The following is a 21,234-nucleotide window of genomic DNA, read 5'->3' as shown; positions in this document are numbered from 1 at the left end:
CCTCCCCTCCCCGCGTCCAGTCGGCCCGTCACCTCCCGCCCGCATTACTGACGGACCGTCAGATCAGCGCTACCGTACCGCCCATGGAGACCAAGCGGCTTACGGAACCAAGGCAAGACGAGGAACCCGAGGAGACCAAGGGGTCCGCGGGGGCCTTCCCCCGGATCATCTCGGTCGACGACCACACCGTGGAGCCCCCGACCGTCTGGCGGGACCGCCTCCCGTCGAAGTACCACGACACCGGCCCCCGCATCGTCCGCGCGCCGCTGAAGGAAATGACCTTCGTGGGCGGCAGGTTCGCTCCCACGATGGGCGCCCCCGGTGACGACGGCCCGATAGCCGACTGGTGGGTCTACGAGGACCTGCGGCGCCCGCTGACCCGTCTGGACACCGCCGTCGGCTACTCCCGCGACGAGATCAGGCTGGAGGGCATCACCTACGAGCAGATGCGCCCCGGCTCCTACAGCGTCCCCGAACGCCTGGCCGACATGGACGTCAACCACGTCCAGTCCGCCCTCTGCTTCCCCACCTTCCCCCGCTTCTGCGGTCAGACCTTCACCGAGGCCAAGGACCGCGAACTGGGTCTGCTCGGGGTGCGCGCCTACAACGACTGGATGGTCGAGGAGTGGTGCGGCCCGCGGGCCGGCGGCCGGCTGATCCCGCTGACCCTCGTGCCCCTCTGGGACGCGGAGCTGGCCGCCGAGGAGGTGCGCCGCAACGCGGCCCGCGGCGTCCGTGCCGTCTGCTTCAGCGAGATCCCGCCCCACCTGGGGCTGCCCAGCGTCCACACCGACTACTGGGACCCGTTCCTGCGGGCCTGTGACGAGACCGGCACGGTCGTCGCCATGCACATCGGCTCGTCCTCGAAGATGCCGTCCACCTCGGCCGACGCGCCGCCCGCCGTCGGCTCCACGATCACCTTCGCCAACTGCTGCTTCTCGATGACCGACTGGCTGATGAGCGGCAAGTTCGACCGCTTCCCGGACCTGAAGATCATGTACGCCGAGGGGCAGATCGGTTGGATCCCCTACATCCTGGAGCGTGCGGACGTCGTCTGGGAGGAGAACCGCGCCTGGGGCGGCGTCGCCGACAGGGTGCTCCGTCCACCGTCCGAGCTCTTCGCCGGCCATGTCTACGGCTGCTTCTTCGACGATGCCTTCGGGCTGAAGAACCTCGACGCCATCGGCGTGGGCAACGTCCTCTACGAGACCGACTACCCGCACTCGGACTCCACCTGGCCCAAGTCGCGGCAGGTCGCCGAGGTCCAGATGTCCCACCTCGCCCCCGACGTCGTCGAGCGCATCGTCCGCGGCAACGCGATCGAACTGCTGGGGCTGACGGGGGAGGGGCTCTGGGGGCCGTCGGCACCGGCGAGCTGATCCCCGGCTGCGCGACGCCCCGTGTCCCCGGCGGTGTGTCGCCTCGTGTCCCCGGCGGCGTGGCGTCTGGTGGATGCTTACGGCCCTTGTGTGATGGGACGTCTGCCCTCACCATGACCGCACCACTCGATAGGTGACGAACCGTCAGGTAGGGAGGTGGGAGCGGTCATGGTGCAGGTTTTGCCGCAGGGGCGGTTGGCGTACGGGATGCAGCTTCCGGTGCAGGCGCGGAGCACGCTCTTCGCGGAGGGGTGGGAGGCGTCGGCCGGGCCGGAGGACCTGGTGGCGGTGGCGCGGGCGGCGGACCGGGCCGGGTTCGCGTACGTCGCCTGCTGTGAGCATGTGGCGATACCGCGGCGGCTGGCCGGGGCGATGGGGACCGCGTGGTACGACCCGGTGGCCACCCTCTCCTACCTGGCCGCCGCCACGGAACGGGTGCGGTTGCTGAGCCATGTGGCGGTGGTCGGGCTGCGGCATCCGCTGCTCGGCGCCAAGCAGTACGCGACGCTGGACCGGCTGTCCGGGGGGCGGCTGATCCTCGGGGTCGGTGCCGGGCACGTGCGGGAGGAGTTCGAGGCGGTCGGGGTGGACTTCGCGCGCCGGGGGGCGGTACTGGACGAGACGATCGACGCGTTGAAGGTGGCGTTGGGGGAGGAGGAGTTCCCGGAGTTCAAGGGGGAGCACTTCGCGTTCGAGGGGCTGGGGCAGGCGCCGCGGCCGGTGCAGAAGCCCCGCCCGCCGGTGTGGGTGGGGGGCTCGTCCCCGGCGGCGGTGCGGCGGGCCGCGGTGCGGGGGGACGGCTGGCTGCCGCAGGGGGACCGGCGGGATCAGCTGCCGCGGCAGATCGCGACGCTGCGCAGGCTCCGGGCGGAGGCCGGGGTGGTCGAGCCGATCGAGGTCGGGGCGATCGCGGAGCCGGTGTATGTGGGCGAGCCAGGGTGGGACGTGGGGCGGCGGACGCTGACCGGGACGCCGGAGCGGATCGCCGGGTCGCTGCGCGAGTACGCGGCGATGGGGGTGCGGCAGATCCAGGTGCGGTTCCGCAGCCGCAGCCGCGCGGAACTGGTCGCGCAGATCGCGGCCTTCGGGGCCGACGTCGGGCCGTTGCTGAACGACTGAGCGGCTGGGTGACTGGACGGCTGAGCGGCTGAGCGGCTGAGCGGCTGGGCGGCGGCCGGACGCGCGGGTGTGCGCGGGGGCCGCCCTTCGTATCGACATCGCGGGAGCGCGGGCATGGGCAAGCTCGACGGCAGGGTCATCGTCATCACCGGGGCGGCGCGCGGCCAGGGGGAGCAGGAGGCGCGGCTCTTCGCGGCGGAGGGGGCGCGGGTGGTGCTCGGGGATGTGCTGGAGGAACAGGGGAAGGCGCTGGCCGCGGAACTGGGCCCGGAGCGGGCCCGGTTCGTGCCGCTGGACGTGGCGGAGGAGGGGGACTGGGCGGCGCTCGTCGAGGCCGCCGAGGAGGCGTTCGGGAAGATCGACGGGCTGGTGAACAACGCGGGGATCCTGCGGTTCAACGCGCTGGTGGACACCCCGTTGGAGGAGTTCCAGCAGGTGCTGTCGGTCAACCAGACCGGGTGTTTCCTGGGGATCCGGGCGGTGGCGCCCCGGATCGCGGCGGCCGGCGGCGGGACGATCGTCAACACCGCCTCGTACGCGGGGCTGACCGGGATGGCGTTCGTCGGGGCGTACGCCGCCACCAAGCACGCGGTGGTGGGGCTGACCCGGGTGGCGGCGCTGGAGTTGGCGGCCCAGGGGATACGGGTGAACGCGGTGTGCCCGGGGGCGGTGGACACGCCGATGACCAATCCGGCCGCGCTGGATCCGTCGGCGGACCCGCAGGAGGCCGCGCGGGCGGTGGACGAGCTGTACCGGAAGCTGGTGCCGCTGGGGCGGATCGGACGGCCGGAGGAGGTGGCCCGGCTGGCGCTGTTCCTGTCGGGGGAGGACTCGTCGTACATCACGGGGCAGCCGTTCGTGATCGACGGGGGGTGGCTGGCGGGGGTGAGCCCGTTCTGAGCCTGCCGGGCGGTGCCCGTCAAGGCCCCAACTGATGAGGCGTCAGGTTTGCCGGTTGCGGGTATTGACGGGCCCCGGTGCCGCTGGAACAGTCGGGACAATCAATCTGACGGTACGTCAGAAACAGCCGCAGCAGCGGATAAGGGACGGTGAACCCCCTTGGAATTCGGGCTCTTTGTGCAGGGCTATGTGCCCGCCGCGCGTGCCCAGGCCGACCCGGAGGCCGAGCACCACGCACTGATGGAGGAGACCGAGTACGTCATCCAGGCGGACAAGTCCGGCTTCAAATACGCCTGGGCCTCCGAGCACCACTTCCTGGAGGAGTACTCCCACCTCTCCGCCAACGACGTCTACCTCGGCTACCTCGCGCACGCGACCGAACGGATCCACCTCGGCTCGGGCATCTTCAACCCGCTCGCCCCGGTCAACCACCCGGTGAAGGTCGCCGAGAAGGTCGCCATGCTCGACCACCTCTCCGCCGGACGGTTCGAATTCGGCTCCGGCCGGGGCGCCGGCAGCCACGAGATCCTGGGGTTCCTGCCGGGCATCACCGACATGAACCACACCAAGGAGATCTGGGAAGAGACCATCGCGGAATTCCCCAAGATGTGGCTCCAGGACGAGTACCAGGGGTTCCGGGGCAAGCACTGGCAGCTGCCGCCCCGCAAGGTCCTGCCCAAGCCGTACGGGAGGTCGCACCCGGCGATGTGGTACGCGGCCGGGTCGCCGTCCTCGTACGCCATGGCCGGCAAGAAGGGACTGGGCGTCCTCGGCTTCAGCGTCCAGAAGGTCGCCGACATGGAGTGGGTCGTCGACTCCTACAAGAACGCGGTCAAGGACGCCGAACCGGTCGGCGACTTCGTCAACGACAACGTCATGGTGACCTCCACCGCCATCTGCGCCGAGACGCACCACAAGGCCGTCCAGATCGCGGTCGGCGGCGGACTCAACTACCTCCAGTCGCTGCTCTTCCGCTACCACGACACCTTCCCGCGGCCCGACGGCATCCCGCAGTGGCCCGAACTGCTCCCGGAGTACACCGAGGAGATCATCGAGCTGCTGATCGCCGAGGAGCTGATGATCTGCGGCGACCCCGACGAGGTGCTGCGGCAGTGCAAGCGCTGGGAACAGGCCGGCGCCGACCAGCTCTCCTTCGGACTGCCGATCGGGGTGTCCTACGAGGACACCGTCAACACCATCAAGCTCATCGGCGAGCACGTCATCCCGAAGATCGACACCGACCCGGTGCACCGGACCACCCGCTTCCGGCAGGCGGCGGGAACCACGGCCGGCTGAACCCGCCCCGCCCCGCGCGCCACCCGCCCGTCCCGCACGCGCCCCGCACCCGAGAGAGGACGCACGCCATGCTCGACCACCTCATCCAGGCCGCGACCGTTGTGGACGGCACGGGCGCGCCCGCCTTCGTGGCCGACGTCGGCATCCGGGACGGGCGGATCGCCGTGATCGCCGAACCCGGCACCGTCACCGAGGAGGCCGGCACGAGCGAGGACGCCCACGGACTGGTCCTCGCCCCCGGCTTCATCGACCCGCACACCCACTACGACGCCCAACTCTTCTGGGACCCCTACGCCACCCCGTCCCTCAACCACGGCGTGACCACCGTCGCCGGCGGCAACTGCGGCTTCACCCTCGCCCCCCTCCACCCCGACCGGCCCGAGGACGCCGACTACACCCGGCGGATGATGAGCAAGGTCGAGGGCATGTCGCTGGTCGCGCTCGAACAGGGCGCACCCTGGAACTGGCACACCTTCGGCGAATACCTCGACGCCCTGGAGGGCCGCATCGCGGTCAACGCCGGCTTCATGGTGGGGCACTGCGCACTCCGCCGCCACGCGATGGGCCCGGACGCGATCGGCGGAGCGCCCACCGACGCCCAACTCGACGCGATGCTCCGGCTGTTCCACGACGCGATGGACGCCGGAGCCTGGGGACTGTCCACCACCCAGTCCGCCACCCACTCCGACGGCGACGGCAAACCCGTCGCCTCCCGGCACGCCCGCCCCGACGAACTGCTCGCGCTCTCCCGCGCCGTCGCCGAACACGAGGGAACCCAACTGGAGGCGATCGTCGCCGGCTGCCTGGACCGGTTCGACGACGACGAGATCGACCTGCTCGTCGCGATGTCCGCGGCGGCCGGCCGCCCACTGAACTGGAACGTGCTCACCATCGACGCCGCGGTCCCCGAACGCGTGCCCCGCCAACTCGTCGCCAGCGAACGGGCCCGCCGGGCCGGCGGCCGCATCGTGGCACTGACCATGCCGATCCTCACCCCGATGAACATGTCGCTGGGCACCTTCTGCGCCCTCAACCTCATCCCCGGCTGGGGTGGGATCCTCGGCCTCCCGGTGCCCGAGCGGATCGCCCGGCTCCGCGACGCCGACGTCCGCGCCGAGATGCTGCGCCGCGCGCACAGCAAGGAAGCCGGCGTCTTCCGGCGGCTCACCGACTTCGCCCGATACGTCATCGGGGACACCTACTCCGCCGCCAACAAGGGGCTGACCGGTCGGGTGGTGCGGGACATCGCCGCCGAGCGCGGCCAGGACCCCTTCCACTGCCTGGTCGAGATCTGCGCCGACGACCAACTCCGCACCGTGCTCTGGCCGATGCCGACCGACAACGACCCGGACAGCTGGGACTTGCGCCGGCAGACCTGGCAGCACGAGGACGTCCTGCTCGGCGGCTCCGACGCCGGCGCGCACCTGGACCGGATGTGCGGAGCCCCGTACACCACCCGCTTCCTCGGCGACTGCCTGCGCGGACGCAGGCTCGTCGGACTGGAACAGGCGGTGCGGATGCTGACCGACGACCCGGCCCGGCTGTTCGGACTGCGCGAAAGGGGCCGGATCACCGAGGGCCACCACGCCGACCTGGTGCTCTTCGACCCCGAGCGGATCGACGCGGGGGCCGCGACGCTGGTGCACGACCTGCCCGGGGACAGCCCGCGGCTGGACTCCCGCGCGATCGGAGTGGTCAGCGTACGGGTCAACGGGGTGGAGACCATCCGGGACGACGTGGTGACCGGCGCGGTGCCCGGGACCGTACTGCGGTCGGGGCGGGACACGAGGACGGTGAGCACCAGGTGAGCACGGACGCGCGCACGACCGGGACGGCGGAAGCGCGGCTGTTCATCGGCGGGGAGTGGGTGGAACCCGAGGGCGGGTACTACGACGTGATCAACCCGGCCACCGAGGAGGTCGTCGCGCCCGCCCCGGAGGCGAGCCCGGCGCAGGTGGCGGCGGCCGTGGACGCGGCCCGGGACGCCTTCGACGGCTGGTCGCGGACCGCGCCCGAGGAGCGCGCGGCCGTCCTGGACCGCGCGGCGCGGGTGATCCGCCGCGAGTTCGCCGGCTACGCGGAGCTGGCGCAGGCCGAGAGCGGCGCGACGACCGGGACGGCGCGCGCCCTCCAGGTCGGGGTGTCCGCGGCCCGGTTCGAGCGGTATGCCCGCGGCGCACTGGAACCGGTGGAGACCGCGGTGCCGCCGCAGATCAACGCGGCGGGGCCGATGGGGGGCGGGGGCGTCTTCGGGGCGGTCGCGGTGCGCCGCCCGGTGGGCGTCGTCACCTGCATCACCTCGTACAACAACCCGTGGGCCAACCCGGCGGGCAAGGTCGCGCCGGCACTGGCGATGGGCAACACGGTGGTGGTCAAGCCGGCCCCGCAGGACCCGCTGTCGGTGTACCGGATGGCCGAGGCGCTGGCCGAGGCCGGGGCCCCGCCCGGGGTGGTCAACGTCGTCAGCGGGGCGCGGCCGGAGGTCGGCGAGGCGGCGGTGGCCGCCGAGGGCGTGGACATGGTCAGCTTCACCGGCTCCACCGCGGTCGGCCGACGGATCGCCGAGGAGTGCGGCCGCGGGATGAAGCGACAGCTGATGGAGCTGGGCGGCAAGGGCGCGGCACTGGTCTTCGACGACGCCGACCTGGCGTCCGCGGTGTCCGGGATCGGCACCACCTTCTCCTTCTACAGTGGCCAGATCTGCACCGCGCCGACCCGGGTACTGGCCCAGCGCGGGATCTACGAGCGCCTGGTGGCCGGTCTGGCGCGGTACGCGCAACAGCTGACCGTCGGCGACCCGCGGGATCCGGCCACGGTCGTCGGCCCGGTGATCTCCGCCGCGCACCGGGACCGCATCGAGGCGTACACGGCGCTGGCGGTGAAGGAGGGCGCGCGGCTGGTCACCGGGGGCGAGCGGCCGGGGCCGGAGCGCGGCTTCTATGTGGCGCCGACGCTCTTCGCGGACTGCACCAACGCGATGCGGGCGGTCCGCGAGGAGGTCTTCGGGCCGGTGGTGACGGTGGTCCCCTTCGACGACGAGGAGGAGGGCATCGCGCTGGCCAACGACAGCGACTACGGGCTGCTGGACTACGTCTGGTCCGGTGATGTGGCCCGCGCCTTCCGGGTGGCGGGCCGGCTGCGGGCCGGCGGGGTCGGCGTCAACACCGTCGGGCGGAACATGGAGGCGCCGTTCGGCGGCTTCAAGCGCAGCGGCGTCGGGCGCGACGTCGGCTCGTACGCGCTGCACGCGTACAGCGAACTCCAGGCGATCGTCTGGCCGGGGTGAGGGTTCCTTCCGGGGCCGCGGCCGGGGGAGGAGGCGCGGTGCGGACGGTGGTGGGGCTCGGGTGACGGCCCGGTGGCTTGAATGTGATGTTCGAAATTCGGACGGGAAAATTTAGAACCGGGGCAAAACGGTCGGTGCTGCGGTTCTCGCAATGCGGAAGGCTTCAGCTGCGCCCGTGAAGTCCAAGGTTCAACTCAACTTCTTCTTGCGAATGGATGCATGGGGCGGCAGATCTTCCTGTGGAGTGAAGTCGGGTGGACCGGAGGGCGATCTTCCGGATGCGGAAACAGCAGCACTTAACGTCCTGTTCATGGTTCAGGTAGACCCCCGGCCCCAGACCGGCGACACGGTAACGAGCGTCGCCGCTACCGCCAGTAGCCCCCGCGGCGGCGCCGGCGACACCCGGAGCAAGGGCCTCAGCGGCAACTCCGTCGGCCTGCTCGGCAGCGCGGTCATCGGCATCTCCACCGTCGCGCCCGTCTACTGCCTCACCTCCACGCTCGGCCCCACCGTCGGCGAGGTCGGCGTGCAGATGCCCGCCGTCTTCCTGGCCGGGTTCCTGCCGATGCTGCTGGTCGCCTTCGCCTACCGCGAGCTGAACAAGGCCGTCCCCGACTGCGGCACCTCCTTCACCTGGACCGTCAAGGCATTCGGGCCGCGGGTCGGCTGGATGTGCGGCTGGGGCCTGGTGATCGCCACGATCATCGTGCTCTCCAACCTCGCCGGCGTCGCCACCTCGTTCTTCTACCTCCTGCTCGGCGAACTCACCGGCTCGCCCACCGTCGCGGCCCTGGACCACAACCGGATCGCCCACGTCCTGACCTGCCTGGCCTTCATCGCCGTCGCCACCGCCATCAGCTACCGCGGAATGACCGCCACCAAGGGCGTCCAGTACACCCTCGTCGGCCTCCAACTCGCCGTCCTCGCCGTCTTCGTGGCGATGGCCGTGACCAAGGCGCGCTCCGGAGACCTCACCGGCTCCCTGCACTTCTCCTGGAGCTGGCTCGACCCCTTCGCGGTCAAGTCCTTCTCCTCCTTCACTGCCGGACTCTCCCTCTCGATCTTCATGTTCTGGGGCTGGGACACCTGCCTGACGGTGAACGAGGAGACCGCCGGCAGCGAGAAGACGCCCGGCCGCGCCGCCCTGCTCGCGATGCTCGTACTGATCGGCTCCTACCTGCTCACCGCCGTGGGCTCCCAGATGTTCGCCGGCGTCGGCGGCAGGGGCCTCGGCCTCGGCAACCCGCACACCACCGACAACGTCTTCGCCGCCCTCGCCGACCCCGTCATGGGCACCGTGTTCGGCGTCCTGCTCTTCGTCGCGGTCCTCGCCTCGGCCGCGGCCAGCCTGCAGACCACCTTCATCCCCGTCGCCAGGACCGTCCTGGCGATGAGCACGTACGAGGCACTGCCGGCCTCCTTCGCCACGATCCACCCGCGCTTCCGCTCCCCGGGCCGGGCCACCATCGCCGCCGGCGCCGCCACCGGCGTCTTCTACGCCGTGATGAGCTTCATCAGCGAGAACGTGCTGATCGACACCATCTACGCGCTGGGCCTCATGATCTGCTTCTACTACTCGATCACGGCCTTCGCCTGCGCCTGGTTCTTCCGCCGCGAGCTGCGCAACTCCGTTCGCGACCTCTTCCTCAAGGGCGTCTTCCCGCTGCTGGGCGGACTGCTGCTGGCGTCGGTCTTCGCCAAGACGCTGCTCGACATGCGGAACCCCGCATACGGATCGGGCAGTTCGGTCCTCGGCATCGGCTCGGTGTTCCTCATCGGCGTCGGCCTGCTCCTCCTCGGCGTCGTGCTCATGCTGGCCATGCAACGCCGCAACCCGGCCTTCTTCCGCGGCGAGATCCTCACCCGGGCCACGCCGGCACTGGTGGTCGAGGACTAATCGAACCCGGCTCATTCCCAAGGTCAGCTCATCGACGGCCGTTCGATCACCTCCGTCCCAGGAAGACCGGGTTCGTGAGTGCCGCCATCGGGCCCGGGAGATCCGTAGTCGAGGACGGGTGGCGGATTTCGGCGCGTAGGTAGGCGGCGTTGTCGGGGGTGGTCCGCCAGGTGATCGTGCCCGCGCCGGAGGGCGGCAGCGGGGCGGTGTGGCGGCGGCCCTGGTCGGTGACGAAGGAGACCGCGCAGCCCGGTACGCCGGAGACCGTCAGCCGGGCGGTGACCGCGGTCGTCCCGGGCACGGCCAGCCGCTCGCCGATCCCGGCGTGTTCGCCGCGCTCTCCCGAGACGGTGAGCGCAAGGTCGATCCCGGAGGATTCGGCGATCCAGACCCGGCCCGCCCGGATGCCGTCCTGGAGGGCGCGGCGCGAGAGGTCGTCGGCCAGCACGACCGTCTGCGGGAGGCCGACCACATCCGGATCGCGGTGCGCGTCGCTGTGCCCGACCGCGGGCAACCAGGCGCCGCCGCCCCGGGCGTGGGCGACCAGGGTGTTGTCCCACTCGGCGAGGGTGATCTCGTCGTCCGGGCCGTAGGGGCCGTTCCACACCTCGACCGCGTCCGCGTCGTTCAGCCCGAACTTCCAGTTGCAGCCGACGCAGGTGGCGTGCGGATGCGCCGGGATGACCAGGCCGCCGGCCCGGTGGATGGCGCGGGCGTAGCGGCCGAAGGCGTTGTCCCGCGCGCGGTAGCGCCAGTCGATGAAGACTTCGGGATCGGTGCCCATCGCCACCACGTGCCCATTGCGGGTGGTGACCTCCTCGCCGGTCAGGATCAGCAGGTCGTCGCCCCACAGCCCCTCCCAGGCGCGGTGGGCGGCGGTGGTGTTGTGCTCGGTGGTGGTGATGAAGTCCAGCCCGGCGGCCCGGGCCAGCGCCGCGATCTGGGCCGGGGTGCGCTTGCCGTCCGAATAGACGGAGTGCAGGTGGTTGTCCCCGCGGTACCAGGCCCGGCCGCGGCCCCGGGCCCGCTCCGGCGGGTGGACGGGCGTCGGGGTCGTCCCTGGGGGGCCGTGCCGCAGAGTGACGGTGACCTCGTAGTCCAGGCCCTGCGGGGCGACGGTGTACGGGCCGAGGGCGATGTGCCACGTGCCGGCGTTGACGGGACCCGGGAGGTAGCCCGGGGTGGCGTCGTCGGCGCGCAGGAAGAACTCCGTCCGCGCCCCGCCGGACCAGCCGCGGAAGCCCGCGCCGCCCAACTCCGTGCCGCGCTCGTCGAAGATGCCGATGTCGCAGGCGTTCCCCGCGGTGCCCTCGGGCACGGTCGGCTTGTCGTAGCGGTAGGCGACCGCGATCTCCCGTACGCCGTGCGGGACGTCCACCGGCAGATAGACGAAGTCCGGCGCGCCGACGGGCAGATGGCCGGTGACCGTCCGGGTCTGCTCGGCCGACCCGCCGCCGGCGGGCCCGGTGGCCGGTGCCGCCTCGGCGAAGCTGACCCGGCCGAGCGTCAGTGCGCCCGCCGCGCCGGCCGCCGCCGACAGTTTCAGCACCTCGCGTCGTTCCATTTCCGTCCCCCTGTCGTCGAGCTTCCTTCCCGCCGCGGCCGGTCCGCCGCGGAACGCGGTGCGTGCGCGCGCCGGCCGTCCGCCGCGTGCCGCCCTCGTGTCGTCGCCCCGCGTCGTTCCGCGGTGTGAAAACTGTTCTACGCGCGTGTGACACGCGGCAAAAGCCCTGTGGATAACTCGTCGACGGTGCGGCAACATGCGGTCACTCCAACCGCCCGACCGCCCCCAACGCCCGACGCGGAGGTACGCCAGCATGCGGATCGCGACCACGATCTTCCTGACCGACGAGACGATCCGGCCGGTCCGGCTGGCCCACGAGCTGGAACAGCGCGGATTCGACGGGCTGTATCTGCCCGAGCACACCCACATCCCCGTCTCCCGGGACACCCCGGCCCCCATGGGCGAGCCGCTGCCCCGTGAATACGGCCGCACCCTCGACCCGTTCGTGGCCCTCGGCCAGGCCGCCGCGGTCACCGAGCGGCTGCGCCTGGGTACCGGGATCACCCTCGTCGCCCAGCACGACCCGATCGACCTCGCCAAGCAGGTCGCGACGCTGGACCACCTCTCCGACGGTCGGCTCACCCTCGGCGTCGGCTATGGCTGGAACGTCGAGGAGGCCGCCGACCACGGGGTGCAGTGGTCGACCCGGCGGGCGCTGGTCCGCGACCGGCTGGCGCTGATGCGCGCCCTGTGGGCCGACGAACCCACCGCCTACGAGGGCGCGTTCGGTTCCGTGCGGGCCTCCTTCGCCCACCCCAAGCCGGCCGGTGGCGCGCCGCGCATCCTGCTGGGCGGCGCGGCCGGCCCCAAGCTCCTGGCGGAGATCGCGGCCGCCGCGGACGGCTGGCTGCCCGTCGGCGGCCGCGGCCTGTCGGAGGCCCTCCCGGCCCTGCGGCGCGCCTGGCAGGACGCCGGGCGCGCGGGCGAGCCGGAGGTGGTGCCGTACGCGGTCCGCCCCACGCCCGGCAAGCTGGCGCACTACCAGGAACTGGGGCTGCCGGAGGTGGTCCTCCAGTTGCCGTCGGCCGGCGAGGCGGAGATCCTGCGCACCCTGGACGACTTCGCGCAGTATCTGTGAGGGGCGCGCCCCGTCCACTCACCGTGAGCCGCGGCCACCCCGGGTAAGCACAGCACGGGGCCATCCCGATAGGCCCCGACCCCGACTCTGTCCCCGACCCTGATCCACCGGACCGCCCTAGGACCATCGGCGTACGGCGCGCCCCGCAGGGGCGGTACCGCAGACCGATCCGGCCCGGTGCCGCCGGGCGTAACGTCGTGGGTGAAGGCACTACGGACCGCTTCCTTGAGGGAGTTCCGTCGAGCTCTCGGAGACCTAGGAGACGCCATGCCCAGCCTCGACCACACGATCGTGCACAGCAAGGACCGTTTCGCCTCTGCCCGTTTCCTCGCGGACCTGATGGACGCCCCCGAACCCAAGGCGTTCGGCCCGTTCGCGGCGCTCAAACTGGACAACGGGGTGACCCTCGATTTCGCGGAGCACGTCGCCGGCGGCCGGGAGTTCGTCGCCACGCACTACGCGTTCCTGGTGACGGAGGAGGAGTTCGACGGGATCTTCTCCCGCATACAGAAGCGCGATCTGCCCTACTGGGCCGACCCGCTGCACTCCAAGCCGCAGCAGATCAACCACCACGACGGCGGGCGGGGCCTGTATGTCGACGACCCCGACGGCCACAGCATGGAGTTCCTGACCCGGACCTACTCCGAGGAACTGCTGACCTCCCTCTGACCGCGCCGCCGACAGCTGCGCACGCCCGACCGGTTCGGCTCGCCCGGGCCGGTTGGCCGGCGTGTCCGTGGGTGGCCGCCAGGTGGTGCCCGCGGGCGGCCACCGGGTGGTGTCCCGGAGGCGCCGCGAACCCTCCGGAGGAAACCTCCGTTTCACGTGACCAGCGGCACATCACCGGCTCCGTCTCCGGCGTCCGAGTTGTCGGTGGGCGCTCGTATGCTCGGAGGCATGACTTCCAGCGCGCAGGGATCTGACCAGGGGCCCGACCGGGGATCTGACCAGGCATCGGGCCGGGGCGCCCAGAGCGGGGCGGCCCCGCGGCCGACCGCCAACGCGATGCGCCGGGCGCTCAAGCGGGCCCGGGACGGCGTGGCGCTGGACGTGACCGAGGCCGCGGTGCTCCTCCAGGCGCGCGGCGAGGACCTCACGGACCTGTGCGCCTCGGCGGCCCGGGTGCGCGACGCGGGCCTGGAGGCCGCCGGTCGCCCCGGCGTCATCACGTACTCCAAGAGCGTCTTCATCCCCCTGACGCGCCTGTGCCGCGACAAGTGCCACTACTGCACCTTCGCCACCGTCCCCGGCAAGCTCCGCCGGGCCGGCCACGGGATGTTCATGTCGCCGGACGAGGTGCTGGCCATCGCCCGTCGCGGTGCCGAACTCGGCTGCAAGGAAGCCCTGATCACGCTCGGCGACAAGCCCGAGGAGCGGTGGCCCGAGGCGCGCGAGTGGCTGGAGGCCGAAGGGTACGACGACACCATCGCCTACGTCCGCGCCATCGCGATCCGCATCCTGGAGGAGACCGGGCTGCTGCCCCACCTCAATCCCGGCGTGATGTCCTGGACGGACTTCCAGCGGCTCAAGCCGGTCGCCCCGTCGATGGGCATGATGCTGGAGACCACCGCCGAGCGCCTGTGGAGCGAGCCCGGCGCCCCGCACTACGGTTCGCCCGACAAGGAGCCCGCCGTCCGACTGCGCGTCCTGGAGGACGCCGGGCGCAGCTCCGTGCCGTTCACCAGCGGCCTGCTGATCGGCATCGGGGAGACCTACGAGGAGCGCGCCGAATCGCTGTTCGCGCTGCGCCGGATCTCCCGTGCCTACCACGGCATCCAGGAACTGATCCTGCAGAACTTCCGCGCCAAGCCGGACACCGCGATGCGCGGGATGCCCGACGCCGAGTTGGACGAACTGGTCGCCACCGTGGCCGTCGCCCGGCACATCATGGGCCCGTCCGCCTGCCTCCAGGCGCCGCCCAACCTGGTGGACGGGGAGTACGGCCGGCTGATCCGGGCCGGCATCGACGACTGGGGCGGCGTCTCCCCGCTCACCCCGGACCACGTCAACCCCGAGCGCCCCTGGCCCCAGATCGACGCGCTCGCCGAGAAGTCCAGCGCCGAGGGCTTCCGCCTGCGCGAACGCCTCGCGGTCTACCCGGAGTTCGTCCAGCGCGGCGAGCCCTGGCTGGACCCGCGGCTGCGGCCGCACGTCACCGCCCTCGCCGACCCGGAGACCGGGCTGGCCCGGGAGGACGCCGTGGTGGCGGGCCTCCCCTGGCAGGAGCCCGACGAGGGCTTCGTCTCCTCCGGGCGCACGGACCTGCACCGCACCATCGACACCGAGGGCCGCACGGCCGACCGCCGGGACGACTTCGACGAGGTCTACGGCGACTGGGAGGCGCTGCGCGAGGCCGCCGCGCCCGGCATGGTGCCCTCCCGCCTCGACGCCGACGTCCGCCAGGCCCTCTCGCAGGCCGCCGACGACCCGACCGGGCTCACCGACGACGAGGCGCTCGCCCTGCTGCACGCCGACGGTCCGGCGCTGGACGCGCTCTGCCGGATCGCCGACGACCTGCGCCGCGCCACGGTAGGTGACGACGTCACCTACATCGTCACCAGGAACATCAACTTCACCAACGTCTGCTACACCGGCTGCCGCTTCTGCGCCTTCGCCCAGCGCCGCACGGACGCCGACGCCTACACCCTCTCCCTCTCCCAGGTCGCCGACCGCGCCCAACAGGCGTGGGAGGTGGGCGCGGTGGAAGTCTGCATGCAGGGCGGCATCCACCCCGACCTGCCCGGCACGGCGTACTTCGACATCGCCCGCGCCGTGAAGGAGCGGGTCCCGGGCATGCACGTGCACGCCTTCTCGCCGATGGAGGTGGTCAACGGGGCGACCCGCACCGGCCTGTCCATCCGGGAGTGGCTGTCCGAGGCCAAGGCCGCCGGTCTGGACAGCATCCCCGGTACCGCCGCCGAGATCCTCGACGACGAGGTCCGCTGGGTCCTCACCAAGGGCAAACTCCCCACCGCCACCTGGGTCGAGGTCATCAAGACCGCCCACGAGCTGGGCATCCGCTCCTCGTCGACGATGATGTACGGCCATGTGGACCAGCCCCGCCACTGGCTCGGCCATCTCCGGCTGCTGGCGCAGATCCAGCAGTCCGCGGAGTCCAAGGGTGTGGAGGGCTTCACCGAGTTCGTCACCCTGCCCTTCATCCACACCAACGCCCCCGTCTACCTCGCCGGCATCGCCCGCCCCGGCCCCACCACCCGCGACAACCGCGCGGTGACGGCGATGGCCCGGATCCTGCTCCACCCGCACATCACCAACATCCAGACCAGTTGGGTGAAGCTGGGCACCGAGGGTGCCGCGGAGATGCTGCGCTCCGGCGCCAACGACCTCGGCGGCACCCTGATGGAGGAGACCATCTCCCGTATGGCAGGTTCGAGTTACGGCTCCTACCGCTCCATCCAGGACCTGATCGGCATCGCCGAGCTCGCCGGCCGCCCGGCCCGCCCCCGGACGACGACCTACGCCGACGTCCCCGAGGAGCGCCAGGCCGCCGCACTGGCCTCGGACGGCCACCTGCCGGAGCTGCTGCCCGTCGTGGAGTAGCGGCGGCGGGCCCGGATCCGGCCGGGCGGGGGAGTCGCACCCCGCCCGGCCGCCCCACGGCTCATTCCCCGCTGTGCTCCGCCTCGTGCTGGAGGATGCACTGCTGCCACTGCGACAGTGCCTCCGCGCGGTCCCCGCCGGCGTCCTGGGCGGCGACGATCAGGGCATCCGCGGCCATCGCGGCCAGTCGCACCGCGACATGGCACACATCGCGCTGGGGGAGCGGCCGAAGGAGTTCCACCGCGCCGTCGCTGTCGCCGGACAGAGCCGAGGCGACGACGGCCATGGTGGTGCGATCCCACTCGTACTCGGACATGGTGAGAGCATGCCCAGCGGACGGCACGGCCATCATCGAACGCCCGGTCGGAGAAGAAACCCGCCAGAGGCCGTGCCGGCCGCCGCCAGGCCGATGGCGGCGTTCCGCATCCCGGCGGTGACCGGTCTCCCGGGGAGGGACGGGCGGTGGGCCGTCTCTTTTGTCACATCACGATACGGACCTGATGCAAACCCGGCCCAGTTTCGAACATTCTCGGTCGATACAGTGCTGCGCCAGGGGCGTCCGCCAGGCCCCGGGACCGTCGAGGCCGAGCGGAGCGAGGTGTGGACATGAGCGCAGCGGCAGGCGGCGCCGCCATCTGGGGCCGCGCCGAACAGCAGGACTTCCGCAGCCGGGTGCGCGGCTGCCTGCTGGGCGGCGCGATCGGCGACGCGCTCGGCGCGGCCGTCGAGTTCGACTCGCTGGACGCGATCCGCGAGGCGCACGGCCAGGACGGCGTGACCACCCTGGTGCCCGCCTTCGGGCGTCGTGGCGCGGTCACCGACGACACCCAGATGACGCTCTTCACCGTGGACGGCCTGATCCGCGCCCAGGTCCGCCGCGACACCGGCGCCTGGCACCCGCCCACCGACCTGCACCGCGCCTACCTCCGCTGGGCCGCCACCCAACGCGACTGGGGCCCCGACGAGCGCAAGGAGGAGGACGGCTGGCTCGCCCGAGAGGAGTGGCTCTACGCCCGCCGGGCCCCCGGACGGGCCTGCCTGAGCGGCCTCGGCGACGAGGTGATGGGCACCCTCGACCAGCCGAAGAACCCGGACTCCAAGGGCTGCGGCGCGGTGATGCGCTCCGCGCCGTTCGGCCTGCTCGTCGGCTGGGAGCCGCAACTGGTCTTCCAGCTCGCCGTCGAGTGCGCCGCGCAGACCCACGGCCACCCCACCGGCTACCTCGCGGCCGGCGCGTTCGCCGTGATCAGCCATGCCCTGGCGCGCGGCGAGCACCTCGACGGCGCCGTGCAGAAGTCCCTGGCCCACCTCGCCACCCGCCCGGACCACGAGGAGACCACCGACGCCCTCAAGCGCGCGCTGGGCGCCGTCCGGCAGGGCATGCCGACCCCCGCCCGGGTCGAGTCGCTGGGCGAGGGCTGGACCGCCGAGGAGGCCCTGTCCATCGGCGTGTACTGCGCCCTGGTCGCCGAGGACGTCCGGCACGGCCTGCTGCTCGCCGTCAACCACGGCGGCGACAGCGACTCCACCGGCTCCATCTGCGGCAACCTCCTGGGCACCCTGCACGGCGAGACCGCGCTCCCCCCGGACTGGCTGGTGGAAGTGGAGGGCCGCCCCACCATCCTCCAACTCGCCGACGACTTCGCCATGGAGATGACCCAGGGCCCCGCCCTCCACGGGCCCGCGGGCTCCGCCCCCGGTTGGCTGGCCCGCTACCCGCGCGCCTGAGGGGCGGCCCCGCCCGTCACCGCCCGCCCGGTACCGCCGTCTCCCGGGCCGCCCCCGCCCCCTCGTCCCCGCCGTTGATCCGGGCCAGCAGCGCGTCCCGCTCGGCGCTCGGCTCCGGCCGCACCAGACCGAGCACGCAGAACAGCACCAGCGAGGTCGCCACCGGCGCCACGATCCGGATCTGCAGCGGGACGTCGGCCAGCCCGTAGTCGGTCAGCCAGAAGGCGAACAGGCCGGCCGCCCAGGACACCAGCGCCGCCACCGGCCCCGACCTGCGGAACGCCGGCACCATCCCCAGCAGGAACGGGATGGACACCGGCCCGACCAGCCCGGCCACCCACGTGATGACGACGGTGATGACGCCCTTGAACGCCGGCGAGTCCACCTGCGTGGCGATCGCCATCGACAGCGCAAGGAAACACACCGTCGACAGCCGCGCCGCCAGCAGCCCGGCCCGATGCGGCCACGCCCGGGCCCGGGCCGACACCGCCGGCGCGATGTCCCGGGTGAAGACCGCGGCGACGGCATTGGCGTCCGAGGAGCACATGGCCATCGTGTGCGAGAAGAACCCGACCACGACGAGCCCCAACAGGCCGTGCGGCAACAGCCGTTCGGCCAGCAGCGCATAGGCGTCCGAGGCGTCCGGCCGCCCGCTCGTCACCAGGAGCGGCGCCGCCCACATCGGGAAGAAGAGGACGGCCGGCCAGACCAGCCACAGCCCCGCCGACAGCAGCGCCGACCGGCGCGCCGACCGGGCGTCGCGGGTGGCCATGTAGCGCTGGGCCTGGTTCCACATCCCGCCGCTGTACTCGAAGGTCTTGATGAAGAGGTAGGCCAGCAGGAAGGTCACGGTGTACGGGCCGGCGGTCGGCTGGGCGTGCCCGTCCGGCAGGCGGTCCCAGACCGTCCACAGCCCGCTGACGCCGCCCAGCGCGCGCACCGCCGTCACCAGCATGGCGCCCCCGGCCAGCAGCTGGATGACGAACTGCCCGAGCTCGGTCAGGGCGTCCGCCCACAGCCCGCCGACCGTGCAGTAGACACCGGTGATCGCCCCCGTGACGAGGATGCCCTGGTCGAGCGGGATGCCGGTGAAGACCGACAACAGGGTCGCGATCGCCGCCCACTTGGCCCCCACGTCCACGATCTTCAGCAGCACGCCCGACCAGGCCAGCGCCTGCTGCGTGCGCAGGTCGTAGCGGCTCTTGAGGTACTCCAGCGGCGAGGCGACCCCGAGCCGGGACCGCAGGCGGTTGAGCCGGCCGGCGAACAGACGGGCCCCGATGGCGATCCCGACGGCGATAGGGAAGGCCCAGGTCACGTAGGAGGTGATGCCGTACTGGTAGGCGATGCCCGCGTAACCGGTGAACATCACCGCGCTGTAGCCGGACATGTGGTGCGAGATGCCGGACAGCCACCACGGCATCCGGCCCCCGGCGGTGAAGAAGTCGCCGACGTCCGCGACCCGCCGGTGCGACCACACCCCGATCGCGACCATCACGCCGAAGTAGCCGATGAGCACGGCCCAGTCGAGACTGTTCATGCCCCCTCCAGGGGTCCGCCTTGTGAACGATCCAGCTGTGGAATCACTTCGCCGTGATGCGGTCCTGCGGTGCCAAGCACCCGCTCGGCAGCGGGAGACTCCCGGGATTGAAGCGTTCGGCGCGTGCGCCGGTCAAGGGTCATGACGGTCATGCATATGAACTCGGGTCACCGGGAGGAACTTTGGTCCGGGCTCTCCCCGCTCCCGCGGAGGGCGTGGGGCGGCGCGGCGGACAAGCGAAAACGGCCGTACGGGTACGGGACCCGCACGGCCGGTGCGCCGGACCGCGCCGCCGCTCGCCCGCTACCGCATCAGCTCGCCCGCGTTCACCAGCAGCGACTGCCCCGTGATGGCCCGCGCGCGGTCCGAGGCGAGGAAGACCGCCGCCTCCGCCACGTCCGCGTCCGTCGCCAGCTCCGGCAGCGCCATCCGCCCGGTGAGCCGCCGCAGCACCTCGGCCTCCGGCACCCCCTCGGTCCGCGCCGTGTGCCGGACGTACCCCGCCACCGGCGGGCCCCACATCCAGCCCGGCTGCACGGTGTTGACCCGGATCCGGTCCGGCCCCAGCTCCCGCGCCAGCGAGTACATCGCCGACACCAGCCCGCCCTTGGACGCCGCGTACGCCGCCTGCCGCACCTGCGAGGGCGCGGCCACCGACGACTGGGTGCCGATCATCACCACCGAGCCGCCGCCGCGCGCCGTCATCGCCGGCAGACAGGCGCGGGTCATCCGCATCGTGCCGAAGAGATTGACGTCCACCACTCGCTGCCAGGCGTCGAAGTCCGCGTCCCGCAGGCCGCCGAAGTGGCCGTCCAGCGCGGCGACATGGATCACCGCGTCGATCCCGCCGAACCGCTCCACGGCCAGCCCGGCCAGCGCCGCGCACTGCGCCTCGTCGGCGATGTCGGTCACCCGCCAGGCCGTCCGCTCGCCCGCGGCGTCGATCCGGCCCGCCGTCGCCGCGAGGTTCGCCTCCGTGCGCGCGCCGAGCACCACCCGCGCGCCGTCCCGTGCGCAGGCCGCCGCGACCTGGTGCCCCAGCCCGGCGCCGACGCCGGAGACGATGACGGTCCTGTCGCGCAGCAGCATGCGGCACCCTCCTGCCGTCCGGGACGACCAAAACCTGACAGAGTGTCAGGTCGGTGGTGGGTGGTCAGGGTAGGCGCGGCGGACGAGGAAGGGAAGGCTGGCGCGCACAAGGGGGCGCCGGCCCCGCGCCTCACTCCCAGGGCGATGTCTCGGACGCCTCGAAGCAGTACTTGACCCACGAGCGCGAGCGGTTGGGGTTGGTCGTGGGCACCGCGCAGAACCGCACCCGGAAGGTGTCGCCCACCGACGCCATCGGCGTGAACACATCGTGGTTGGAGGCGATGAAGGCGCTGCGGGACGAACCGCCCGTCACGCTCACCGTCACCGAGTCCCCGACCGCCCCCGCCACGATCCGCGCCCAGACGGCGCCGCAGCGCTTGCTGTACCGCAGGTGCAGGCGGACCGGGTTGCCCACCGCCGGCTCGAAGGTCGCCGCCTCCACCCCGCACCCGGTGGACTGCGGGTCCTTGCCCTCGCAGCCCGCCCCCGGGCAACGGGGCGGCGGGTCCTGGTAGAGCTTGGGCAACTGGTCGACGGCGAACGTGGCGAGCGCGCCCACGACGGAGGTCGCCACGCCCACCACCAGGGCGTGCCGGGCATGCGCGCGCAGCCAGCGCCCGGCGCCGCGCAGCCGCCAGCCGACATCGCGCAGCCGGGCCCGCAGACGCCGGGGGAAAGAGGGGGACGGGGGAGTCGGGGGATCCGCCGGATCCCGCACATCGGGGCCACTGGTCATCCGGCCTCCTGGGAGGTCCTGGTCCATGTGCCCGCGGGGCGCGCCCCGGGGCAGATGCCGT

At 72.3% G+C, this 21,234-nt stretch carries 16 protein-coding genes; 11 read left to right on the top strand and 5 right to left on the bottom strand.

Going from position 1 to position 21,234, the window contains the following annotated elements; translation table 11 throughout:
* The first annotated feature begins 83 nt into the window (after positions 1–83).
* The 7 genes from JNO44_RS19800 (at position 84) to JNO44_RS19770 (ending at position 9,877) form a co-directional block, all read left to right on the top strand.
* A complete protein-coding gene (locus tag JNO44_RS19800) occupies positions 84–1,379 on the top strand; it encodes an amidohydrolase family protein (protein WP_235093588.1) in 1,296 nt (431 codons plus the stop codon).
* A gap of 168 nt (positions 1,380–1,547) precedes the next feature.
* The gene (locus JNO44_RS19795; RefSeq protein WP_205365509.1) at positions 1,548–2,498 is read left to right on the top strand and encodes a TIGR03619 family F420-dependent LLM class oxidoreductase; all 951 of its coding nucleotides are present in this window, start codon (positions 1,548–1,550) and stop codon (positions 2,496–2,498) included.
* Between the two features lie 114 nt (positions 2,499–2,612).
* Positions 2,613–3,398, top strand: coding sequence for an SDR family NAD(P)-dependent oxidoreductase (locus tag JNO44_RS19790; RefSeq protein ID WP_205365508.1), 786 nt, complete (start codon positions 2,613–2,615; stop codon positions 3,396–3,398).
* Between the two features lie 159 nt (positions 3,399–3,557).
* A complete protein-coding gene (locus tag JNO44_RS19785; protein ID WP_205365507.1) occupies positions 3,558–4,694 on the top strand; it encodes an LLM class flavin-dependent oxidoreductase in 1,137 nt (378 codons plus the stop codon).
* Between the two features lie 68 nt (positions 4,695–4,762).
* Positions 4,763–6,502: an N-acyl-D-amino-acid deacylase family protein gene (locus JNO44_RS19780; protein WP_205365506.1), complete on the top strand. Its 1,740-nt coding sequence runs from the start codon at positions 4,763–4,765 to the stop codon at positions 6,500–6,502.
* Positions 6,499–7,980 (top strand): aldehyde dehydrogenase family protein, encoded by a 1,482-nt coding sequence (locus JNO44_RS19775; RefSeq protein ID WP_205365505.1) that lies wholly within the window; start codon positions 6,499–6,501, stop codon positions 7,978–7,980. Before JNO44_RS19780 ends, JNO44_RS19775 begins: the two co-directional genes overlap by 4 nt.
* A 310-nt stretch (positions 7,981–8,290) precedes the next feature.
* Positions 8,291–9,877: an APC family permease gene (locus JNO44_RS19770; protein WP_205365504.1), complete on the top strand. Its 1,587-nt coding sequence runs from the start codon at positions 8,291–8,293 to the stop codon at positions 9,875–9,877.
* 46 nt (positions 9,878–9,923) lie between these two features.
* Here JNO44_RS19770 and JNO44_RS19765 read toward each other — a convergent pair whose 3' ends face one another.
* Entirely contained in the window at positions 9,924–11,441 is a 1,518-nt protein-coding gene (locus tag JNO44_RS19765; RefSeq protein WP_205365503.1) for a CehA/McbA family metallohydrolase, read from the bottom strand.
* 253 nt (positions 11,442–11,694) lie between these two features.
* Here JNO44_RS19765 and JNO44_RS19760 point away from each other — a divergent pair, with 253 nt between their 5' ends.
* The 3 genes from JNO44_RS19760 to JNO44_RS19750 all read left to right on the top strand — a co-directional run bounded on the left by JNO44_RS19760 (position 11,695) and on the right by JNO44_RS19750 (position 16,080).
* The gene (locus JNO44_RS19760) at positions 11,695–12,519 is read left to right on the top strand and encodes a TIGR03619 family F420-dependent LLM class oxidoreductase (RefSeq protein ID WP_205365502.1); all 825 of its coding nucleotides are present in this window, start codon (positions 11,695–11,697) and stop codon (positions 12,517–12,519) included.
* Between the two features lie 267 nt (positions 12,520–12,786).
* Entirely contained in the window at positions 12,787–13,188 is a 402-nt protein-coding gene (locus tag JNO44_RS19755) for a VOC family protein (RefSeq protein WP_102924366.1), read from the top strand.
* Between the two features lie 228 nt (positions 13,189–13,416).
* Positions 13,417–16,080, top strand: a complete 2,664-nt coding sequence (locus tag JNO44_RS19750; protein WP_205365501.1) for a bifunctional FO biosynthesis protein CofGH — start codon at positions 13,417–13,419, stop codon at positions 16,078–16,080.
* A 61-nt stretch (positions 16,081–16,141) separates the two neighbouring features.
* Here JNO44_RS19750 and JNO44_RS19745 read toward each other — a convergent pair whose 3' ends face one another.
* Entirely contained in the window at positions 16,142–16,396 is a 255-nt protein-coding gene (locus JNO44_RS19745; protein ID WP_039635538.1) for a hypothetical protein, read from the bottom strand.
* A gap of 290 nt (positions 16,397–16,686) precedes the next feature.
* Between JNO44_RS19745 and JNO44_RS19740 the strand changes: the two genes are divergently transcribed.
* Complete coding sequence (locus tag JNO44_RS19740) at positions 16,687–17,808, top strand: ADP-ribosylglycohydrolase family protein (RefSeq protein WP_205365500.1); 1,122 nt, start codon at positions 16,687–16,689, stop codon at positions 17,806–17,808.
* 16 nt (positions 17,809–17,824) lie between these two features.
* Here JNO44_RS19740 and JNO44_RS19735 read toward each other — a convergent pair whose 3' ends face one another.
* The 3 genes from JNO44_RS19735 to JNO44_RS19725 form a co-directional block, all read right to left on the bottom strand.
* A complete protein-coding gene (locus JNO44_RS19735; RefSeq protein ID WP_205365499.1) occupies positions 17,825–19,348 on the bottom strand; it encodes a sodium:solute symporter family protein in 1,524 nt (507 codons plus the stop codon).
* A gap of 303 nt (positions 19,349–19,651) precedes the next feature.
* Complete coding sequence (locus JNO44_RS19730; RefSeq protein ID WP_205365498.1) at positions 19,652–20,437, bottom strand: SDR family oxidoreductase; 786 nt, start codon at positions 20,435–20,437, stop codon at positions 19,652–19,654.
* 130 nt (positions 20,438–20,567) lie between these two features.
* A complete protein-coding gene (locus tag JNO44_RS19725) occupies positions 20,568–21,173 on the bottom strand; it encodes a DUF2690 domain-containing protein (RefSeq protein ID WP_205365497.1) in 606 nt (201 codons plus the stop codon).
* Positions 21,174–21,234 lie beyond the last annotated feature (61 nt).

It is taken from the genome of Streptomyces noursei (assembly GCF_016917755.1).
Taxonomy (GTDB): domain Bacteria; phylum Actinomycetota; class Actinomycetes; order Streptomycetales; family Streptomycetaceae; genus Streptomyces; species Streptomyces yunnanensis.
Note: the sequence above shows the minus strand (reverse complement) of the source record. Positions and strands in the feature narration are given on the sequence as shown.